The sequence below is a fragment of the Leptolyngbya sp. UWPOB_LEPTO1 genome, assembly GCF_017302695.1.
GTDB classification, from domain to species: Bacteria; Cyanobacteriota; Cyanobacteriia; order Leptolyngbyales; family Leptolyngbyaceae; genus Leptolyngbya; species Leptolyngbya boryana.
In genome coordinates, this window is record NZ_JAFLCJ010000029.1 from 19,899 (window position 1) to 38,815 (window position 18,917).

General features: G+C 47.0%; 19 protein-coding genes. 7 read left to right on the plus strand and 12 right to left on the minus strand.

The annotated features are described in order from the left end of the window. The first annotated feature begins 82 nt into the window (after nt 1-82). The gene (locus tag J0L70_RS27845; protein WP_287456678.1) at nt 83-1,018 is read left to right on the plus strand and encodes a ParA family protein; all 936 of its coding nucleotides are present in this window, start codon (nt 83-85) and stop codon (nt 1,016-1,018) included. A gap of 50 nt (nt 1,019-1,068) precedes the next feature. Here J0L70_RS27845 and J0L70_RS27850 read toward each other — a convergent pair whose 3' ends face one another. From J0L70_RS27850 to J0L70_RS27860, 3 genes are read right to left on the minus strand one after another with little or no spacing between them, the layout of a single operon-like run. Further along, entirely contained in the window at nt 1,069-1,572 is a 504-nt protein-coding gene (locus tag J0L70_RS27850) for a TniQ family protein (RefSeq protein WP_287456680.1), read from the minus strand. Further along, nucleotides 1,572-2,411, minus strand: coding sequence for a TniB family NTP-binding protein (locus J0L70_RS27855; protein WP_287456681.1), 840 nt, complete (start codon nt 2,409-2,411; stop codon nt 1,572-1,574). Before J0L70_RS27855 ends, J0L70_RS27850 begins: the two co-directional genes overlap by 1 nt. After that, complete coding sequence (locus tag J0L70_RS27860; RefSeq protein WP_287456682.1) at nt 2,405-4,138, minus strand: TnsB C-terminal domain-containing protein; 1,734 nt, start codon at nt 4,136-4,138, stop codon at nt 2,405-2,407. The genes J0L70_RS27855 and J0L70_RS27860 overlap by 7 nt, the downstream gene beginning before the upstream one ends. Before the next feature lie 210 nt (nt 4,139-4,348). Between J0L70_RS27860 and J0L70_RS27865 the strand changes: the two genes are divergently transcribed. From J0L70_RS27865 to J0L70_RS27890, 6 genes are all read left to right on the plus strand, one after another. Next, nucleotides 4,349-4,681, plus strand: coding sequence for a hypothetical protein (locus J0L70_RS27865; protein WP_287456683.1), 333 nt, complete (start codon nt 4,349-4,351; stop codon nt 4,679-4,681). A 140-nt stretch (nt 4,682-4,821) separates the two neighbouring features. Beyond that, complete coding sequence (locus J0L70_RS27870; RefSeq protein ID WP_287456710.1) at nt 4,822-5,475, plus strand: PD-(D/E)XK nuclease family protein; 654 nt, start codon at nt 4,822-4,824, stop codon at nt 5,473-5,475. Nucleotides 5,476-5,659: 184 nt separating this feature from the next. After that, complete coding sequence (locus J0L70_RS27875) at nt 5,660-7,414, plus strand: AAA-like domain-containing protein (RefSeq protein WP_353736669.1); 1,755 nt, start codon at nt 5,660-5,662, stop codon at nt 7,412-7,414. Then, on the plus strand, nt 7,411-9,879 hold the full coding sequence (locus tag J0L70_RS27880) for an AAA-like domain-containing protein (RefSeq protein ID WP_287456685.1): 2,469 nt from the start codon (nt 7,411-7,413) through the stop codon (nt 9,877-9,879). The genes J0L70_RS27875 and J0L70_RS27880 overlap by 4 nt, the downstream gene beginning before the upstream one ends. Nucleotides 9,880-9,969: 90 nt before the next feature. Then, nucleotides 9,970-10,344 carry a CU044_2847 family protein gene (locus tag J0L70_RS27885; protein WP_287456686.1) on the plus strand — a complete coding sequence of 125 codons (375 nt, stop codon included), beginning with the start codon at nt 9,970-9,972 and terminating at the stop codon, nt 10,342-10,344. Further along, nucleotides 10,317-10,574: a hypothetical protein gene (locus J0L70_RS27890; protein WP_287456687.1), complete on the plus strand. Its 258-nt coding sequence runs from the start codon at nt 10,317-10,319 to the stop codon at nt 10,572-10,574. The genes J0L70_RS27885 and J0L70_RS27890 overlap by 28 nt, the downstream gene beginning before the upstream one ends. Before the next feature lie 373 nt (nt 10,575-10,947). Here J0L70_RS27890 and J0L70_RS27895 read toward each other — a convergent pair whose 3' ends face one another. The 9 genes from J0L70_RS27895 to J0L70_RS27935 all read right to left on the minus strand — a co-directional run bounded on the left by J0L70_RS27895 (nt 10,948) and on the right by J0L70_RS27935 (nt 18,803). After that, nucleotides 10,948-12,543 (minus strand): restriction endonuclease subunit S, encoded by a 1,596-nt coding sequence (locus tag J0L70_RS27895; RefSeq protein ID WP_287456688.1) that lies wholly within the window; start codon nt 12,541-12,543, stop codon nt 10,948-10,950. A gap of 27 nt (nt 12,544-12,570) precedes the next feature. Then, nucleotides 12,571-12,798, minus strand: coding sequence for a type II toxin-antitoxin system HicA family toxin (locus tag J0L70_RS27900; protein WP_287456689.1), 228 nt, complete (start codon nt 12,796-12,798; stop codon nt 12,571-12,573). Next, a complete protein-coding gene (locus J0L70_RS27905; protein WP_287456690.1) occupies nt 12,795-12,992 on the minus strand; it encodes a type II toxin-antitoxin system HicB family antitoxin in 198 nt (65 codons plus the stop codon). The genes J0L70_RS27900 and J0L70_RS27905 overlap by 4 nt, the downstream gene beginning before the upstream one ends. Nucleotides 12,993-13,173: 181 nt before the next feature. Then, a complete protein-coding gene (locus J0L70_RS27910; protein ID WP_287456691.1) occupies nt 13,174-13,593 on the minus strand; it encodes a type II toxin-antitoxin system VapC family toxin in 420 nt (139 codons plus the stop codon). After that, nucleotides 13,590-13,877 (minus strand): hypothetical protein, encoded by a 288-nt coding sequence (locus J0L70_RS27915; protein WP_287456692.1) that lies wholly within the window; start codon nt 13,875-13,877, stop codon nt 13,590-13,592. The genes J0L70_RS27910 and J0L70_RS27915 overlap by 4 nt, the downstream gene beginning before the upstream one ends. 38 nt (nt 13,878-13,915) lie before the next feature. Continuing rightward, nucleotides 13,916-15,376, minus strand: a complete 1,461-nt coding sequence (locus J0L70_RS27920; protein WP_287456693.1) for an N-6 DNA methylase — start codon at nt 15,374-15,376, stop codon at nt 13,916-13,918. A 57-nt stretch (nt 15,377-15,433) separates the two neighbouring features. After that, nucleotides 15,434-17,773, minus strand: coding sequence for an EcoAI/FtnUII family type I restriction enzme subunit R (hsdR, locus tag J0L70_RS27925; protein WP_287456694.1), 2,340 nt, complete (start codon nt 17,771-17,773; stop codon nt 15,434-15,436). 196 nt (nt 17,774-17,969) lie between these two features. Continuing rightward, nucleotides 17,970-18,395 carry an HNH endonuclease gene (locus tag J0L70_RS27930; protein WP_287456695.1) on the minus strand — a complete coding sequence of 142 codons (426 nt, stop codon included), beginning with the start codon at nt 18,393-18,395 and terminating at the stop codon, nt 17,970-17,972. 6 nt (nt 18,396-18,401) lie between these two features. Continuing rightward, the gene (locus J0L70_RS27935; protein WP_287456697.1) at nt 18,402-18,803 is read right to left on the minus strand and encodes a hypothetical protein; all 402 of its coding nucleotides are present in this window, start codon (nt 18,801-18,803) and stop codon (nt 18,402-18,404) included. Nucleotides 18,804-18,917 lie beyond the last annotated feature (114 nt).

The following is an 18,917-nucleotide window of genomic DNA, read 5'->3' on the forward strand; positions in this document are numbered from 1 at the left end:
GCTCTAAGGATGATGTGCTCTAATCCAATTGAACAATCCCTGAAGAAGGTTGTTCTGAAAATGTTTTGGGAAAAGTTAATCCATGAAACTCGGTAATACAACAGTCATTAGCTTTATTAATCTGAAGGGCGGTGTGGGCAAAACCACATCAGCCGTCAACCTTGCTGCCACCCTTGCAAAAGCGAATATCAGAAGCGGCACCAGTATCAAACCTGCAAAAGTATTACTGATTGATCTCGATCCTCAAAGTAACGCCTCTCTTACATTGCTTAAGCCAGAGGAATACAACCGAGATAAAACGATCGTGAATTTATTTAGACACGAATTGGAGCGGCATGATACTGAGAATTCCTATGATTTGGATGAAATTCGTATTGCTTCCATTGCAGGACTCAACCTCGACTTAATTCCATCAGGGCTAGATCTGTTTGATGTCCAGGATGAGCTTGTCAGATATCAACGCTACTATCTGAGCGCAACGGATATTCTCTTCAATGCACTGAACAAACTTCGAGAGTCAGAAGATAAAGCCTACACCCACATCATTATTGATTGCCCACCTAGCCTTGGACTAGTCACGCTGAATGGTTTAGCTTTGAGCAGATATTACATTGTCCCTACTCTGCTTGATGCCTATTCTCATTGGGGACTCGACAAAATCATTGAGCGTGTCAATACTCTCAGGCGTTGTAAGGCAAGCTGTGAAGTCGAGTTGCTTGGGATTCTGTTTTCCCGAGTTGACTCCAAAGCAACAATTGAGAATGAAGTTTGGGAGAGAAAATTTCAAGTGTGGGAGCAGGAATACCAACAAGGCTTGAAAAAACGCACAGTTGAGAAGATAACTTTTGAGACCAAAATTCCTACTGCCGATGTTCTCCGAAAAGCAGTATCAGCGCATTGTCCTTTGATTGCTTACAACCCATCAGACAGTAATCTTAAAACTGCTAAAGAAAAGCAGCAACGAGTATGGCATGACCTTGTACAGGAAATTAGCGAGCGAATTAAGGAACGGAGATAGTAGAGATCGACAGAAGCCCAGCCATACAGCCACTACCTTACAATTTTCGTTCAGGAGAATTTCTGGTATCTCGCCATTTCTGTAAATGGCAAACGGCAACGATGGCAGGCTCCTGATTCCCATAGAGCAGGGATTTTGAATGTCGCCTCACATTTAGGGCATTTTGCTAAAAGCTTCAACTGGTGTCGATCGCACTTCCACATCGATTTGTATTGCCACTCCATTCGATGGCAAGGTGTTTCCCCATAACAAGCACCACATAATCGAATTGGAGTCCACTGCATTCCAACACCTTTAGGGGGCAGCATCTCTGCTAACCGCTCTGCACTAACTCCAACGACTTTCGCTAACGCTTCCAATTCCTTTTGGCTAGACGATGGATTTAGGTGAAAGCGCTCCCATCGCGCCACCACTGCCCCAATCCCTGCCAACTGTCCTAACCCACTTGGGGTCAGATGGTTCGGTCGGCGGAATCGCCCCAGAAAGTGACTCAAGCTTTCCCCTTCATAAGGCTCAACCTGAAATAACCAAGGCTGAATTCCTGAAACGACCATTATTTATACTCCTTGGCAACCTCTTCAAGAATCTTTTTTTCCACCTTCTTAAACCCAGATGAGAGCGATCGGATTGCTGCCTCTCGAAGGATCTCGTCCATGCGCCCGATATAACCTTCTGTACCCGTTGTCAGGATTCGTAGCATCTCCTTACTAGTTAAGTTGGAGGCAACGGGCAAGTTCAATACTTTCTGTTCCCAAAGGGCAACAGTCTTCTTAAACTCCTCACCCGATAGCTTGCCAAATCGATGGCAGGAACGAAAACGATTGTAAACTTGCTCATCGCACTTGATAACTGCATCCAAACGATCGGTCCCGACCAGCACGACCGAGATGGCTAACTTATCATAAATGTCACGCACATCGGCAAAAGTCTCAGGTTTGAGCCGATCCGCTTCATCGATAATCAGCATCTCCACCTCACAAGCTTGCAAGATTTCCATCGCCCGCCCCCGGAAATCCGAGATTGTTCCTTTCGTCGCTCGATGCTTCAAGAATTCAATAATTTCCTTAAATAAGTCCTTTGCGCCGCATTTCTGAGGAGGTTGAATGTAAACGACTGGAACAATTGGCTTTTTTCCAGTTTCCTGCTGCGGCTTGTTGCGATAGAAGTAAGCCTCACAGGCAACCGACTTGCCTGTCCTAGACTCTCCGACCACTCGGCAGGATTGTCTTGATTTGCGCTTACCGTCGAACCAGATGTGCAACTTACTGACCTGATCAAGTGGCATAATAGCTTTCTTGCGGAGTCGATCAATTTCAGCTTGTAATTGCGCTCCAGCTGGTTGAGATTCACCTAATACAGCAGCCCATTCTTGTGCTTGTGTCATTTTTACCATTCGCCTCTCAGTTCATCAAAATCAATCGGATCAAAGGCTTCAGTTCCTAAATCGATCTCAGTCTCTGGCTCAGTCTCGATAAGTTCGCATGGCTGAACCATCCTCTGTTCAACAGTTTTTTCAGGCTGCGATCGCCCCAGCTTTTGCTCCTCTTTCTGCCGTTCCTTACGGCTTTTCTTCCTAGCAACCAGTGCATCGCGCTCTAAGGCTTCCTGCAAAATTGCTTCATTACTGAGCGCTTTTCCAGCTTGTCGCAGCCTACGACTGCTCGCTTTTGCCTCTTCTAGAGATAGCTGCTCTGTTTCCAGACCTTGAGCATAAGCACGAGTCAAGAACACTTCCTTCTTGTCTTCCTGGCGATACACCAAAACCGTCGTAATATCAGTGGGGTCAAACCTGAGTGAGACAGTCTCTCCGGCATATCCAGCCAGATACTCTCCGCGATACATGAGGTTTTCAAACTGAAGGTAGCCGCCCCGTTGCACACTCCGGCGGGTTGCTTTCATCAAGCAAATGTCCAGTTGTCGCTCATCAATGACATCAGGAACGTTTGGTAATCCAGCTTCCCAGCGTTGGAAGCGAGTTTGATCCCCCATTCGAGCATCAATACTTTGGTTGTAGCGATCACAAATAAAGCGCACAATCAGCTGTTCCAGCTCTCGTAGCGTTAGCCTCGCATCTTTCTCGGCATCCTCTGGACGTTCCTGCACGTTTGATCCGGTATAGCCAGGTAGGGTTGAGAATAACTGCTCGTTTAGAGTTCGGAAGGGACGTTCGACTACACCGCCTTCCGAGGGACGATCGCGTAAATGACAGACAAAGCCTAAATCGGTAGCAATCTGCTGAACATGGTTGGAGCGAAAGTCCTTACCCCCATCGGTGTAGAAGTACTGCGGTTTGCCATATGTTCCCCACTCACAGTTCAGCTTGTACTCTGCTCCATAGTGCTTAGGCAGAATTGCATGACGCAGAGCTAAGGCAACGACTTGAGAACTAGGTGCATCAAATCCTAAGTTGATCCCCATGATGCAACGGGAATAGGTGTCGATGACGGTAGTTAACCAGGGGCGACTGAGCAGTTCACCGTACTGATCTACAAGCAGCACATCCACACGTGTATGGTCACACTGCCAGACGTGGTTGCTGTACTCTACCGAGATATCTTCTCCTTGTCTCGTTTTGACTGATAGAGTTGACCCTCGCCAGCCTGGGCTACGGATACTTTTGGCTTTTTCCTGCCGCTCAATGATCGGCTTCAAAACCCGGAGAACAGTGCGATAGGTGGGCGGTTTCTCATCTCCAATTTCACGAGCTTTTGCTTGTACCCGGACAGCAACCTGCTTGGGAGAAATGCGTTTGCTGCCTTTGTTGCCTTCCTGATAGGTTTTGATAATGAAGGTTTCCCAAAACTCACCAATGCGATGCCTACCCTTATCGGCTCTATTATCTTTAGCAATTGCTGCTAGACCTTCTTGTTCCCACCGTTTCACCCAGCGCTGAACTTGACGCACTGAAACTCCTAACTTTTCAGCAGCATCTCTCAACTTTTGACCATAGGTAGCGCGATCGCAGGGTTCGATCAGGCTCTGAAAAACCTCTAGCTTTCGTTGAGCCTCAGGAGTAAGTGTACTCACAATAATCCTAGTTTCTGATTGCTCAGTTTCCTGTACAGGAATTTCGGAATAATTACTTGGCACGGGGTCTTCAGGAGCAGAGGAGTACAGCATATAAATACTTATGTACTAATTCTTGTCGTAATTTACCATAACGACAAGCAAAGTGACATTGAATTTGCCAATCCAAAGTTCCTCAAAAATTGTGCAGATCTGTATGGAACGTTAATTGTTTGGATTATTTTCAATACAGCTTATAAAAAATACATTTGTTCTATTCAGGTATAGAATTTGTAATTTGCCACGCTGACAAGTACATTGGCTATGACTCTTGCTCCTCGTCTACCGACTCATCGACACTGGAATGCGTTAAAGGCATATTTTCAACCGTTGGACGGTGAGCAGATGGAACTTGATGAGTTTCTTAAACATTGGGATGTATCACGTGAAGAGTTAGCGTTTATCTGCGACTGTTCATTGACGACTGTGAACCATTGGTTTTCTCAGGGAGAACATCGCAGAGTCCCAACAGATAAGCACGAACAGCGCCTAGCACTGGCACACCATCTTTGGCTCACAATTGAGTCCGAACCGGAGTACTTACGGACATTGCGGCAGATGTACGCCACGAAACAGCGACGAAAGAAGGATAAATAGGAATTGTCATATGGCAAGTTTTTCTTGTCATCTTATTTAGTTCAAGCGTACTTTTATCCATAGTCCACATTTGCAGAGGAGCAAGCCTTGGGCAATCGCTAGCTGCAAAATGTCAAACACTTGGATGAGAAGCAGTGAATATGCATGAACAGAAAGCCATTCCCTCAATCTGGGTCACGTGGTTGTCGCGATTAATAGCAGATGAAATCCAGTGTGTTTGGTCGGTTTGGTTTCGGACACACTTTAAGTATGAAAAACTCAATACAAACTTTGATTCTGCTGCCTGGAATGCAAACCATCGCATTCTAGTGAATAGGCGCATCAACATTTTGGAAGCGGAAGGTTATACGGTTTATGTCGAGGGAGAGAATCGATTTGAAGTATTAGGTCGAGATCATTTAGTGAAAGTTGCTGGGAAGCCCGATATTATTGCAATCAAAGATAACTACGCTTGGGTTGAGGATTGCAAGACTGGGCAAAGAAAAAACTCTGATTTCTACCAAATCCTGATTTACTTGTTATTGCTTCCAATCAGCTTGGCTCCGTGCCAAGGGCTTTCCGTGCAAGGTCGATTAATTTATCGGGATGAGGTGGTAGAGATTCTGGCAGTTCAAGTAAATGATGATTTTCGGGCACAATTTCGAGCCGCGATCGCAATCCTTAGCAATACAACTCCTCCACGCAAGGTTCCCAGTTTCCAAGAGTGCAGATTCTGTGACATCTCAGCTCAGTATTGTTCAGCACGGGTAGATACTTATTCTACACAAGCCTCTTCAGAGCATGACTTATTTTGAACTATGCCAGTTCGACATGGATTAGGCTTTGGCGTAAGAATTTGAGGCAAGGGTGCGCCGCTTCGGTTATTTCTTCCACAGTAGAGTTAAGAATGGGTTAGGCGAATCTAGGTCTTGAAAGTCAAACTTATTGTGTAGTTTGTTGCGCCTCTGCCCGAATTAATTGTATTTAAAGATAATAATTTTGAAGCGTACCCTGCCCCAGTGCGAATTCATGAGTAGCTCGTCCCGCAAGAAAAAAACGATTTTATTTTTAGCTGCTAATCCGAAGAATTCGACGCAACTGCGATTGGATCAAGAGGTTAAGGAAATTGATGCAGGACTTCAACGATCACAAAAGCGGGACAAATTTCAATTAGAGAAGATGTCCGCCATCACGCCACGCGATTTGCAGCGAGCGATGTTGGATTACAAACCCCAAATCGTACATTTCTCCGGGCATGGGGTGGGCGAAGAAGGGTTGGTGTTAGAGGACATTACTGGACAAGCAACCTTTGTGCGGGGAGAGGCGCTAGCAAAGCTGTTTCGCTTCTTTGCTGAAAAATGCAAGATTGAGTGTGTGGTACTGAATGCCTGTTATTCGGAAGTGCAAGCTAATGCGATCGCTCAACACGTTCCCTTTGTCATCGGCATGAATCAAGCGATCGGAGATGGTGCCGCGCGGGAGTTTGCCGTTGGGTTTTACGATGCGTTGGGAGCCGGGGAATCGATCGAGTTTGCCTACGAAAATGGCTGCATCAGTATTAGCTTGCATGGCATTCCCGAAGATTTGACCCCCGTGATCAAACGGCAATCGGAGGCAATAGTAGAGCCAGAACCGGAACTATCGCCACAACCCGTCATCGTGGGCGAATCGCGCAAGCTCGAACCTGTTAAGGTTGCAACTCCAGCCGCTTCCATTTCCCGTCCGATGTTGGATTTGGATGAACCGGAAGGGCAAGTGCCGCTAGAGTCAGCGCTGTATGTCGATCGTCCGCCGATCGAGGCTCGCTGCTATGAAGCGATCGTCAAACCAGGCGCACTCATTCGGATCAAAGCGCCACGTCAGATGGGTAAATCTTCGCTGATGCTGCGAATTCTCAATCATGCGATCGAGCAGAACTATCAAACCTCATCGTTGAATTTTCAACTCGTTGATCGTGAGTCGCTCAGCAGTCTCGACCTATTTTTGCAGTGGTTCTGTAACAGCATTACTTGGGAATTGAACCTTGACGATCGCTTAGCTGACTATTGGAAAGGTACGTTTAGTCCAAAAAATAAATGCACCAATTATTTTCAGCGCTATCTGTTGCCAGAATTGCAACGTCCGGTCGTACTGTGCCTCGATGAAGTCGATCAGGTATTTGAGTATCCGACGATCGCGACTGACTTTTTTGGAATGCTGCGGGCATGGCATGAGGATGCCAAGATTAAGCCGATTTGGAAGAACCTTCGGCTGGTGATTGTGCATTCTAAAGAGGTCTATATTCCGCTCAATATCAACCAATCGCCGTTTAATGTGGGAGTACCGATCGAACTACCGCAATTGACTCAGCCGCAAGTGATGGATTTAGTACAGAGGCATGGGTTGAACTGGTCAGAAGCAACCATTGAGCAACTGATGGCAATGGTGGGGGGACATCCGTATCTCGTGCGAGCCGCGTTGTATCAAATTGCGCGAGATGAAGTAACCTTGGAACAACTGTTGGAACTGTCTCCCACTGAGGGAGGGTTGTATGGTGAGCATCTGCGTCGTCATCTGCTGAACTTGGAGGGAGATGAGAAACTGATGGCAGCGATGAAACAAGTGATTGCAGTGGAACAATCCGTTTCGATTAATACCAGTGAAGCCTTTAAGCTCACCAGTATGGGGCTAGTGCTGTTTCAAGGGAGCAAGGTTGTGCCCTCGTGTAATTTGTATCGGCAATACTTCAGAGAACGGTTGGGGGTTGGTGCATGAGCATCGTGCCAGAGGCTGGATATGAGTATCAGGTGGGCGGGAGTTTGCCTGCGGATGCGCCTACTTATGTGCAACGACAGTCCGATGAAGTTTTTTACCAGGCACTGAAGAAGGGCGAGTTTTGCTACGTGCTGAATTCTCGACAGATGGGCAAGTCGAGTTTGAAAGTGCAAACGATGCAGCGATTGCAAGCGGAAGGGGTGGCGTGTGCGGCGATCGATCTCACTCGCATTGGCACCTCAGATATGGAGCCAGAGCAATGGTATAGCAGCGTGATCGATAGTATTGTCAGTAGTTTGGAGTTGTACGAGTCGTTTGATCTCTACAATTGGTGGGAAGAACACCGTTTGCTGTCGTATGTACGGCGGTTTGACAAATTCATTGAGGAAGTCTTGCTGAAGGCGATTCCACAAGAGATCGTCGTTTTTATTGATGAGATTGATAGCGTTCTGAGCTTACCGTTTAAGCTCGATGACTTTTTTGCATTGATTCGGGAGTGCTACAACCGACGAGCCGAGAAATCCGACTACGATCGCTTAACGTTTGCGCTGTTGGGCGTAACCACACCTTCTGATTTGATGCAAGACAAGCAGCGAACGCCGTTTAATATCGGTCGTCCGATTGAATTGATGGGATTTCAATTGCACGAGGCTGATCCGTTGGCTCAGGGTTTAGCGGCAAAGTCGAGCAATCCCCAAGCATTGATGCAGGCAGTGTTGGACTGGACGGGTGGACAGCCGTTTTTGACGCAGAAAGTTTGTCGATTGATTTTGAGCGCGACTGGTGCAGCGGCGATCGGACAAGAAGCCGCTTGGGTTGAGGCGTTGGTGCAAAGCAAAATCATTGAGAATTGGGAAGCGCAGGATACTCCAGAGCATTTGAAGACGATTCGCGATCGCTTATTGCTGAGTGGCGAAGAACGCACGGGGCGATTGTTGGGACTGTATCAACAGATTGTGCAACACGGAGAGATTGCAGCCGATGACAGCCTAGAGCAAGTGGATTTGCGGCTCACGGGTTTGGTGGTGAAGCGGCAGGGAATGCTGCGGGTTTATAACCGAGTGTATCAGCAGGTGTTCGATCGCGATTGGCTGGAGCGATCGCTCTCCGAGTTAAGACCGTATGGAAGTGCGATCTCCGCTTGGCTCGGCTCGAATCAACAAGATGAATCGCGGTTGCTGCGGGGACAGGCATTGCTGGATGCTCAGGCTTGGGCAGTAGGCAAGAGCTTGGGGGATCAGGACTATCAGTTTCTGGCGGCGAGCCAAGATCTGGATAAGCGACAAATGCAACTCCGGCTGGAAGCGGAGGAGCAGGCAAAGCAAGTGTTGTCCGAGGCAAACCGCAAAGCGCATCGACGCTTGAGCGAAGCTGAAGCAGCAAGACAACAGGTTTTAGCAGAAGCAAAGTCAGCGAGTTTGATGCTTGCAGCAGCAAATGTGAGGCTCAAAAGTGCCACTTCTAAGGAATTATTTCTCTCTGGGAAACCTTTTGGGGCGTTGCTTGAGGGACTGAGAGCCGTGCAAAAACTCAAACAACTTGATCGATCTGTTTGGGAGAAAGATTACACGCAGATGCAAGTCGTAGCAGCCCTGCAACAGGCAGTTTACGGGGTAAGGGAACAAAACACATTGGCGGCGCACGATGATTATGTGCTCAGTGTCAGCTTCAGTCCTGATGGACAAACGATTGCTTCAGGGAGTCAGGATAAGACGATCAAGCTGTGGAAGCGAGACGGCACTCTGATTACGACACTGAGGGGGCACGATGATACTGTGCGAAGTGTCAGCTTCAGTCCTGATGGACAAACGATTGCTTCGGGGAGTGAGGATAAGACGATCAAGCTGTGGAAGCAAGACGGCACTCTGATTGCGACGCTGAGAGGGCATGATGCTGCTGTGTCGAGTATCAGCTTCAGTCCTGATGGACAAACGATTGCTTCGGGGAGTTGGGATAATAGCATTAAGCTGTGGAAGCGAGACGGCACTCTGATTACGACACTGAGGGGGCATAATAATGTGAATATTGTCAGCTTTAGTCCTGATGGACAAACGATTGCTTCGGGGAGTGGCGATAGCACCATCAAGCTGTGGAAACAAGATGGCACTCTGATTGCGACGCTGAAGAGTCACGATGTTGCTGTGTGGAGTGTCAGCTTCAGTCCTGATGGACAAACGATTGCTTCGGGGAGTGAGGATAAGACGATCAAGCTGTGGAAGCGAGACGGCACTCTGATTACGACGCTGAAGAGTCACGATGCTGTTGTATGGAGTGTTAGCTTCAGTCCTGATGGACAAACAATTGCTTCGGGGAGTCAGGATAAGACGATCAAGCTGTGGAACTGGAACATGGACATAGACAGCCTAATGGAGCTTGGCTGTAACTGGGTACAGGATTACTTGAGGACAAATCCAAATGCGATCGAGAAAGATCGTGCCATGTGCGGCATCACCAGCAAAAAATAAGGGTACGATCGCCTGTCTGGATCAATGTAGCTTCCTTTACTCGGCTGGCTTCTTGAGCTAACTTGAGAATTATTATCTAATAGACAATTTATGGCAAAACTGACCCCGATCACTCTCGAAGACGGCACTCTCATCTACATCGAAGCTACAGACAACACTGCCTCTGGCGTTCTCGTTCCTGATAAACCTGTTGGAAACACTGAACCCAAACGCGGCTTATTTACAGACGAACCCCAGAAGGCAATTACTCAAAATTTTCAAGCGATCGAACACACGATTCGAGCCTATACGCTGCATACGCTCAATGCCTTTAAGAGTGTCGCGATCGCCGAAGTCAGCGAAGTGACGCTCAAATTCGGCATCAGCATCAGCAGCGAAGCGGGAGTCCCTTACATTGCCAATGCAAAAGGTGGCTGCAACCTGGAAATTAGCGTCAAATGTCAATTTCCGAAGAAAAGCGAGTAACGGGCGATTTTGTCTTTGACTCACTTCGCGATCGCTGCCAGAAGCATACAGCAATTCAAATGAGAGCGATTGTTCAAGAACCACTCGATAAGCGATCGCTCTGCCACTTTAATAATCACAAAATTGCAGACGGAACCAAGGCGTTTCCTTCTGCAAGAGATTACGAAGTAATAATGCTTGCAATTTCTATTTACTTTATACGCTTATGTTTGCAGATTGAGCTTACTTGACCCATTGAATCACGACATCGAATTTGTCATTTTTGGGATTTAGCTGCAAAAAGAAAGACGACTATTATTTTGTCACAAATCCTGAATGCGACTATTATTTTGTCGCTAAGTTGTAAGCCTAAGCAGTATTTCTAATACCTGTTAAAGAAGCTGAAATTCTTATGAAATAATAGATACAGCTTGATGACATTAATCTGTCTCGATGACATTTAATTTGTCACGGTACAATTTAGACAGAATCCTGGATAGCGATCGATTGGATGAGCAGCGAGATCGAGTCAGATCGTTCATCGCATTCACCCGCCCCCGGAATTCCATTCCAGGGCGAGATAGAACGGAGCGAGGAAACTGTTGATACGTTTCAAACACTCTCTTAGACAGTCAGATGGTTAATCGCGGAAGCAGCGAGAGCTTCTACCCGTTGTTGGGTCTGACGAAGGCTTTCTTCAAGTCGATCGCACAGATTGAAGAATGATTCAACCAGTTCCACAATTTTTTCCTGTTCTAGTAGAGGAGGAAGAATACACTCAAGACTTTTAAGAGCTTTCTGATTCAAGTTGCTCATTGTTGAACCCACGGAGGCTTCTCCAAGGTGGTTACGACCGTAAGGAGAACGCAATAGAAGGGCAATAAACTCTGGAGAAACGCCTTCTTTTAACCTTAGGAACATACTGCCAGTCCCACAGAGCCAACCTTCTTCCGCCTTCGTAATCACAGCACATCTACCTAATTCACCACGTCGAGCAACGACTAAATCTCCTTCTTGAAGCTTGTAATTGCTCAACTCCTGATATTTAGTTTTAGAAAGAGTTTTGTCATTTTTTGGAATTATTATTCCATCCTTCATGTTTTCAGGATTTACCACTGGGATGCCGCCAGTAACGTAATCGCGTTGGTGAAGCATTGTTCCGAAAGGTCCCGTCTGAATATGCTCAGTGATATCTGAAAGTTGAAGATGCTTCCAGCGTTTGGAAATTTTCCGCTTCGAGTCAGATGAATTGTCGTCATCTTCTGTTACTACTGAGGTCGGTCTTTGCATAGTTAGCTTACCTCTCACCGCCAACTGCAAAACCGATCGACGTAAATCTCCCACATCTTCCGGCTTTTGGCTGAGCGATCGCCAATTATCACGAACGATCGACCAACTTTTCTGCAATTCCTCATCGGTTTCGGCATTCATGAGAGCAGCGATCGCGCTTTCCCTCAGTTTTTGCCGCAGCTTGTCTTGTGCTTCTTGGGATTGTTGGTAGCGATCGCACAACGCCATCAACTCATCCACCTTCTCAACAATCCGTTTCTGTTCTGATGAAGGAGGTAATAATACCTCTAAGCCAGCTAAGTCTGAATAAGAAATGCTTGGGAAAGTAGTACCCTTTCCCTGCTGTAAAAGTTGTTCGCCTAAATGCCAAAGCAAATAATTTAGATAATTTTGTGCTTCCCACCCTCTAACTAAAGCAACTCCTCGTCCGATACAAGCATCAAAAGCTGCAATATTAGTTCTTCCAGTTGTTGCGCCTCTTACACAAACCAATAAATCATTTTGTTTGCACATTCGAGACGGAGCAGTGGTATATTTCGTCTTTACAGTAAGACCAAATGCACCAGGAGAGAACTCGACCGGACCATTAATTAGCGGAACGCCTTCTCCGTCTTCGTTATAAGTATCTCCTGGTGGAGAATTACCCATTTCTACAAGTGCAACATCAGCTAATCGACATCTAATCCAACCTTGTGGAATTAATGTTTCAGTTTTCTGAAGGGGTAGAACATCTCGTTTTTTACCACTATTAGCCTCAATTATTAGTGTTTTATTTCTGACAATTATTTCTTGTGCAGGTTCATCTTCTGGATTTTGGGAAACTAATTTTCCCCGTACTGCCAAATCGAGAATGAGCGATCGTAATTTTGCAATTCCGTTGGGTGCTTGAGCGATCGTGTCAAAGTGTTCTAGAAACGTTTTGAAATCCATGAATTCAGCTAATCTCTTGAGGTTCTTCTACAGCAGTTCCAGAAAGTCATCCACGCTAATTCGTGCCTGTTTCAAAATTTGAGATAGCGTCGATCTCTTAACAGGTCGATGAGCAGGAACAGTAATTTTGAGCGTTTCATCCGGCAATTCCTTTTCTAACCGAATGTGGCTACCTCGTTGCCGTACAACCTCCCATCCATCTTTCGTTAATGCTGTAATAATTTCACGATAAGAAAGGCTAGGAGCTTTACTCAAACGACCAACTCCCGCACAATTGTCCCTTCTGAAAAACTCTCTTCAATAACCTCTAAATAAAGCTCGATCGCCTCCTGAATGTTTGCCAGCGCCTCATCAACATTTTCACCTTCACTAATACAACCCGGCAACGAAGGAACATAAACGGTATATCCACCTTCATCACTCGGTTCTAAAACAACTTTCAGTTTCATAAAACCTCTGTTCGTGCAATTTTGTTCTCAGCTTACTTGATCGAAAATGAGCGATCGTAGTTTTGCAATTCCGTTGGGTGCTTGAGCAATGGTATCGAAATTATCAAAAAAAGCCTGCAAATCCATTAATAATGCCACCTGCTTAAAAACCCAAAACTGCAATCTAAAAAATCTAAACTATTCACTCTACTGCAACCATCTCAAAACTCTCGCTCTCATTAATTCGATAAAACAAGAAGTCTGAATCGAGCGTCAAAATCTGCTTAATTCCCATCCGCTCTGCTGTTAACACTAACGTCGCATCCGCAAAATCCATCGGGCGATCGCGATACTGCTCCATCAACCCAAACAAGCGATCGTAATCTCCCACCTGAATCTCATAAATCTCAAGAATCCGCGCTTGTAAAAGTCCACCCAGTTGTTTTTGAGCAAGATATCCACTCCCTCGACCTGCCAAATACATCGCCTCTGTCAGACAAGCCCAAGTCGTAACCAAAGGTAACTTTAATTTTAAAGATCTTAGAAGCCGCGAATAAGCAGCATACTTAGGCTGCGTCTTATCCACAAAACAAACTAAAACACCCGTATCGCACAGGATCATAACTTAAGACCCTGATGCCGATACTTCTCAACCAGAATTTCTTCAATCTCCTTCTTCAACCCCGATCGTTGAATTGGCTCTCCAGGCTCTAAGGATTCCATCTCTTCTAACCAATTTGATAAGCGACGATTTAATGTTTCAGCATCTGGGTCATGGGCAACATCGTCGTCTACAGCCTGCGTTCCTACTTGAAGCTGAGTCATAAGATGCAAGAAGATCTGCTGCTTATCTGCCTCAGACATCCGATCGATCGTCTCCAAAACCTCTGCTAGTGATGTTTCCATTGCAATCCTCTCTCACGCAAGATAAACAACTTTTTCCTCTATTCTAGGCAATCCTTCAACGCTGCTAGCAAAGCTGATCGTGCCGCATCCGCTTCCTGTGCTGCTACCCGATACTTATCTAGTAATACCAAAGGATCTTCGTGACTATCCGCGATCGCATTCGGGTTCTTGATATCCAAGTTGTAACCATTCGCCGCAATCGTCTCGATCGACACCTTCCAAGCCAACTCCGACTCCTGCCGATCGTTCCACCAAGCCTTCTCAGCATCAAACTCCTGAATCTTCATCGGCTTCGTCTTCGAGTACGACTTCGCTCCTGGCGGATAAGGATGCTCATAATACCAAACCTCCCTCGTCGGCTCCCCCTTCGTAAAAAACAGAACATTCGTCCGAATACTCGTATAAGGACTAAACACCCCATTCGGCAAACGCACGATCGTGTGCAAATTACAATCGCGCAGCAATTTCTCCTTAATCCGAGTCTTAATCCCCTCCCCAAACAACGTCCCATCCGGAAGCACGATCGCCGCTCTCCCTCCCGGCTTCAATAACTCCATCACCAGCACCAAAAACAGATCCGCCGTCTCCCGCGTCTGAAACTCGCTCGGAAAGCCCCGCTCAATCCCATCCTCCTCCATCCCACCAAACGGAGGATTCGTCACCACCACATCCACCTGATCCTCACGCCCATAATCTCGCAGCGGTTTACGCAGCGTATTGTCGTGACGCACATTCGTCGGAACCTCAATCCCATGCACCATCATATTTGTCACACAAAGCAGATGAGGCAATTGCTTCTTCTCGACCCCCAGAATGCTACGTTTCGCCAACTCCAAATCCTTCGTAGACTTCGCCTGCTGCTTCAAATGCTCATACGCATAAGTCAAAAAACCACCCGTCCCACACGCCGGATCAAGCACCTTTTCCCCTAACTTCGGATCGACCATATCGATCGCAAACTGAGTTACTGCACGCGGCGTATAAAACTCACCCGCATTCCCCGCACTCTGGAGATCCTTCAAAATCTGCTCATACAGATCCCCAAACAAATGCCGCGTCTTCGACTGGTTAAAATCAATGCTTTCGTTAATCTTATCCACGACCTGCCGCAGCAGCGTCCCCGACTTCATGTAGTTGTAAGCATCCTCAAACACACTCCTCAGCAATAACGCTCGCTGTTTAGCAACGCCCTCTAGCTCATCTACATCCAAAGCCTTGAGCTTAGGAAACAATTGCCCATCAATCAACTCCAGCAAATCATTCCCAGTCGGCGCATCCTTCCCCAATTCCTTGCTATCTGCCCACTCATGCCAGCGCAAATTCAACGGAATCGGAGACTCATAATCCTCTTCGTTGATTTCTAACTCCGCATCCTGATCGCTAAAAATCTTGTAAAACAGCATCCAGCCCAACTGTCCGATCCGTTGAGCATCGCCATCCACCCCCACATCTTTTCGCATGATGTCTTGAATCGATTTGATGGTGGCACTCAGCGACATACAACTGTTCTCCCTCAAAGACCAAGAAACAGTTGTACCCTATATTGGTCAAAAAGCTCAAGCACCTTGATCCTCATACAGCAGTTGCGCCAATTCCTGAACCGCCGCTCTGTACTGTTTCTTTCCTCCAAAACTTCTGACCAATTCCACCGTCGTCCCCATCTGGGTAAACGGATCAAGCTGTAAAACCGTTCCATCCTCGATCGAGATCACACCCTGATCTGCATACTTATCCAGCAACGCATCCAACACCGATCGCGCCGTTCCACTGTACTTGGCAAACACATCCCGCTTGCGAACCTTCTCCGCCCGTTCCTTCCGGGTCAAAGGTGGACGATCGAACGCCACATAGCAAACCAAATCAAACAAGTCATAATCCTTGCCCACCATCTCTTCTAGGGCTTCCACAATCACGCCATGCTCTCTCAACTCATCGAGAATCGCTTGCTTACGATCGACTTCATGCCACTTGGTCAAAAAGCGATCGAGCGACTGATACGCCTCATTCACAGTGCGACGAGTATAGTCTTTCAGCGATTCCGTGGTGAGTTCGCCATTTTTGCCGTAGTAGCTCACCCGCTCTCTCGCGACCTGAAACTCCTGTCGGCTCACCTGATATTTCAGTTGCTCTTTCGACTCTCCCTCATCTCCACCATTTTCTTCACCCTCGGATTGAGAATCCGTCGATCGTCCCCCCTGACCAAATTCCTGATCTTGAATCGGTGGCCCATCCCAATCCTTGTCTTCAAAAAGCTGAGTCGCCCCGCGAAAATCAATAATCGTGAAGTAATTCTTGCCATAATCAGGACGCAACCGAGTGCCCCGCCCAATGATCTGCTTAAACTCCGTCATCGATTGAATCCGTCGATCGAGCACAATCACCTGACACGTCTGAGCATCCACCCCAGTCGTCATCAACTTCGAGGTCGTCGCAATCACCGGATAAGCTTCTTTCGGATTGATGAAATTATCCAATTGCGCCTTCCCTTCCTTCTCATCGCCCGTAATCTGCATAACGTAGCGATGATCTTTCTGAACCAATTCCCGGTTCAAATCCACGTTCGCGATCGCGCTTCGCATCTGTTCCGCATGGAAAATATTTTCACAAAACACGATCGTCTTCCGCATCGGATCACCCTCATGCAGAAATTGGCTCACATATTCCGCCACCAACTCAGTCCGCTGCTTGAAGAAAATCGTGCGATCGTAATCCCGCAGGTTATACTCCCGTTCCTCAATCAACTGCCCCAAATCGTCATATTCTCCAGCTTCGGGTGTCCATCCTTCCAGGTCTTTATCCAAATTGACTCGCACCACCCGAAACGGAGCCAGAAAGCCATCCTCGATCCCCTGCTTCAAGGAGTATTGGAAGATCGGCTCCCCAAAATAATCGATATTCGAGACGTACTTGGTTTCCTTCGGCGTTGCAGTCAGCCCGACCTGAATCGCAGCTGAAAAATAATCCAGCACCTGCCGCCAATTGGAATCTTCTGCGGCGCTCCCCCGATGACACTCATCAATCACGACTAAATCGAAGAAATCTCGATCGAACTTTTCGTAAAGGTTGTCACGCTCCTCATTGCCAATGATCGCCTGATACAGCCCCAGATAAATCTCGTAAGACGTATTCATCCGTCCTGTTTCATCGACGAGTCTGCGATCGAGCTTCGTCATCACCTCACCAAAGGGACGAAAATCATTCACGATCGTCTGGTCTATCAGCGCATTGCGATCAGCAAGAAATAAAATCCGCTTTGCCACCTTCGTTTTCCAGAGTCGCCAGATGATATTGAAAACGGTATAAGTCTTTCCGGCTCCAGTCGCCATCACTAGCAAACACCGCTTTTGACCCCGTGCGATCGCTTCGATCGTCCGATTCACCGCAAGCTGCTGATAATACCGAGGCTCTTTCCCACCAATCTCCACAAAATACGACGAACTCAGCAACGCTTCATTCGCATCCTGAAGCTGCTTCCACTGCTTATAGCGCTCCCATAGCTCATCTGGTGACGGAAACGCATCCAGGCTAATATCTTGTTCGACTTGAGCATAAGTCCCACTGCGATCGTGCAGCACAAACCCGTCCCCATTAGAAGAAAACACAAAGGGAACCTCCAACACCTCGGCATAGGCAAGTGCCTGCTGCATCCCCGCTCGAACGCTATGGTTATTGTCCTTCGCCTCAATAATCGCGATCGGCTGATTCGTTTGATAAAACAACAGATAGTCTGCAAACTTCCGTTTTCCCCGTCCGGTCATCTGACCCCGAACGAGCATCTGACCGTCTGTGAAGTAATACTCGCGTCGAATCTGGCTCTTTTTCCAGCCTGCATTGTGAATTGCTGGGGTAATGTAGCGATCGCAAATATCAGCTTCACTTAGTTCTTTTTTACTCATGTTGCCTAGGGGGATCTCAGCACATACTGATACAGTATTCCCCCCGACTCAGTAACGTCAGTAATTTGCCCAAGACTTCATCAATTCGCCTATTCTGAACAAACTCTTTGCACATTCTCCCGATGCCGAAAGTTCTTCAACTGCTTAAAACCACGTCGCATTAAGTGATCGAGTCTCTGCTGGGTATTTGTCTGCCTCAATCTTTAGGTGGATGCCATCCACTCGATACCCAACGTTTTCGAGCGACTCGAATAATTGCTCGATTCATCTGCAATGCCAAAATCGTCGATCGCCCAACTACAGTTAGCCCTTCGACAGTTGTACCATCCTCACTCCAGGTAAAGTGATCATTCCAGTTTTGACAGCGTGGATTGAACAAGGGAACGGTGGTTGCAGTGAGTGGGTCAGTAGATTCTGTCGTATCTGATTTGAATTCGTTGCAGGCTCGACAAGCAAGGCAGACATTTTCAAAGACTGTTTTTCCTCCCTTTGAGCGTGGAAGAATGTGATCAAAGGATAGAACAATTCCACTGTTGACTGCTTGAGTCAAACAGTAGCAGCACCGACCGCGATCGCTGATTTCAATCTGATTTCGTAGCTCAACTGGAATGTAGTTTGACACAGACTTTTAAGGCGTTGGGATTAGGTGTCTGCGCCAGCGCAAGAGGGTTGCAGCATGGGCTTTACGAAGCATGAAAGCATCGGCTGTGTGTCTGAGTTGAGCAAGTTCAAGTTTTTCAGAATCACTCAAGCTGCTTTCTCGATTGAGTTCGAGCAATTCATCATACCGGGCTGTGTCAGGTGAATATTGATGACTCCGGGCGATCGACCAGAGTGCATTGTCGTCTAATCGATCGAGAGCAGCTAAGTCCGCCTGAAATTCTTCGGGAACGTCATCCCAATCTGGAGGGCTTCCGACTTCTAGCGCATGGAGAATGACAGCTTCCAATGGCTGCTGAGTTGCTTGAGCAGTGCTGACCAAACGTTGATAGAGTCGTTCTGGAAGTTGTAACGTAATTGAGGCGGTCACAGGATTCACCTCCTGAAAGTATTCCTATTTTATCTCGATCGCTCAGTATTCTCTTTCGCCCGTTTTTCTGGATCAAACTTTAGACGGAAAACGCTAAACTAGAATCCCTGATTC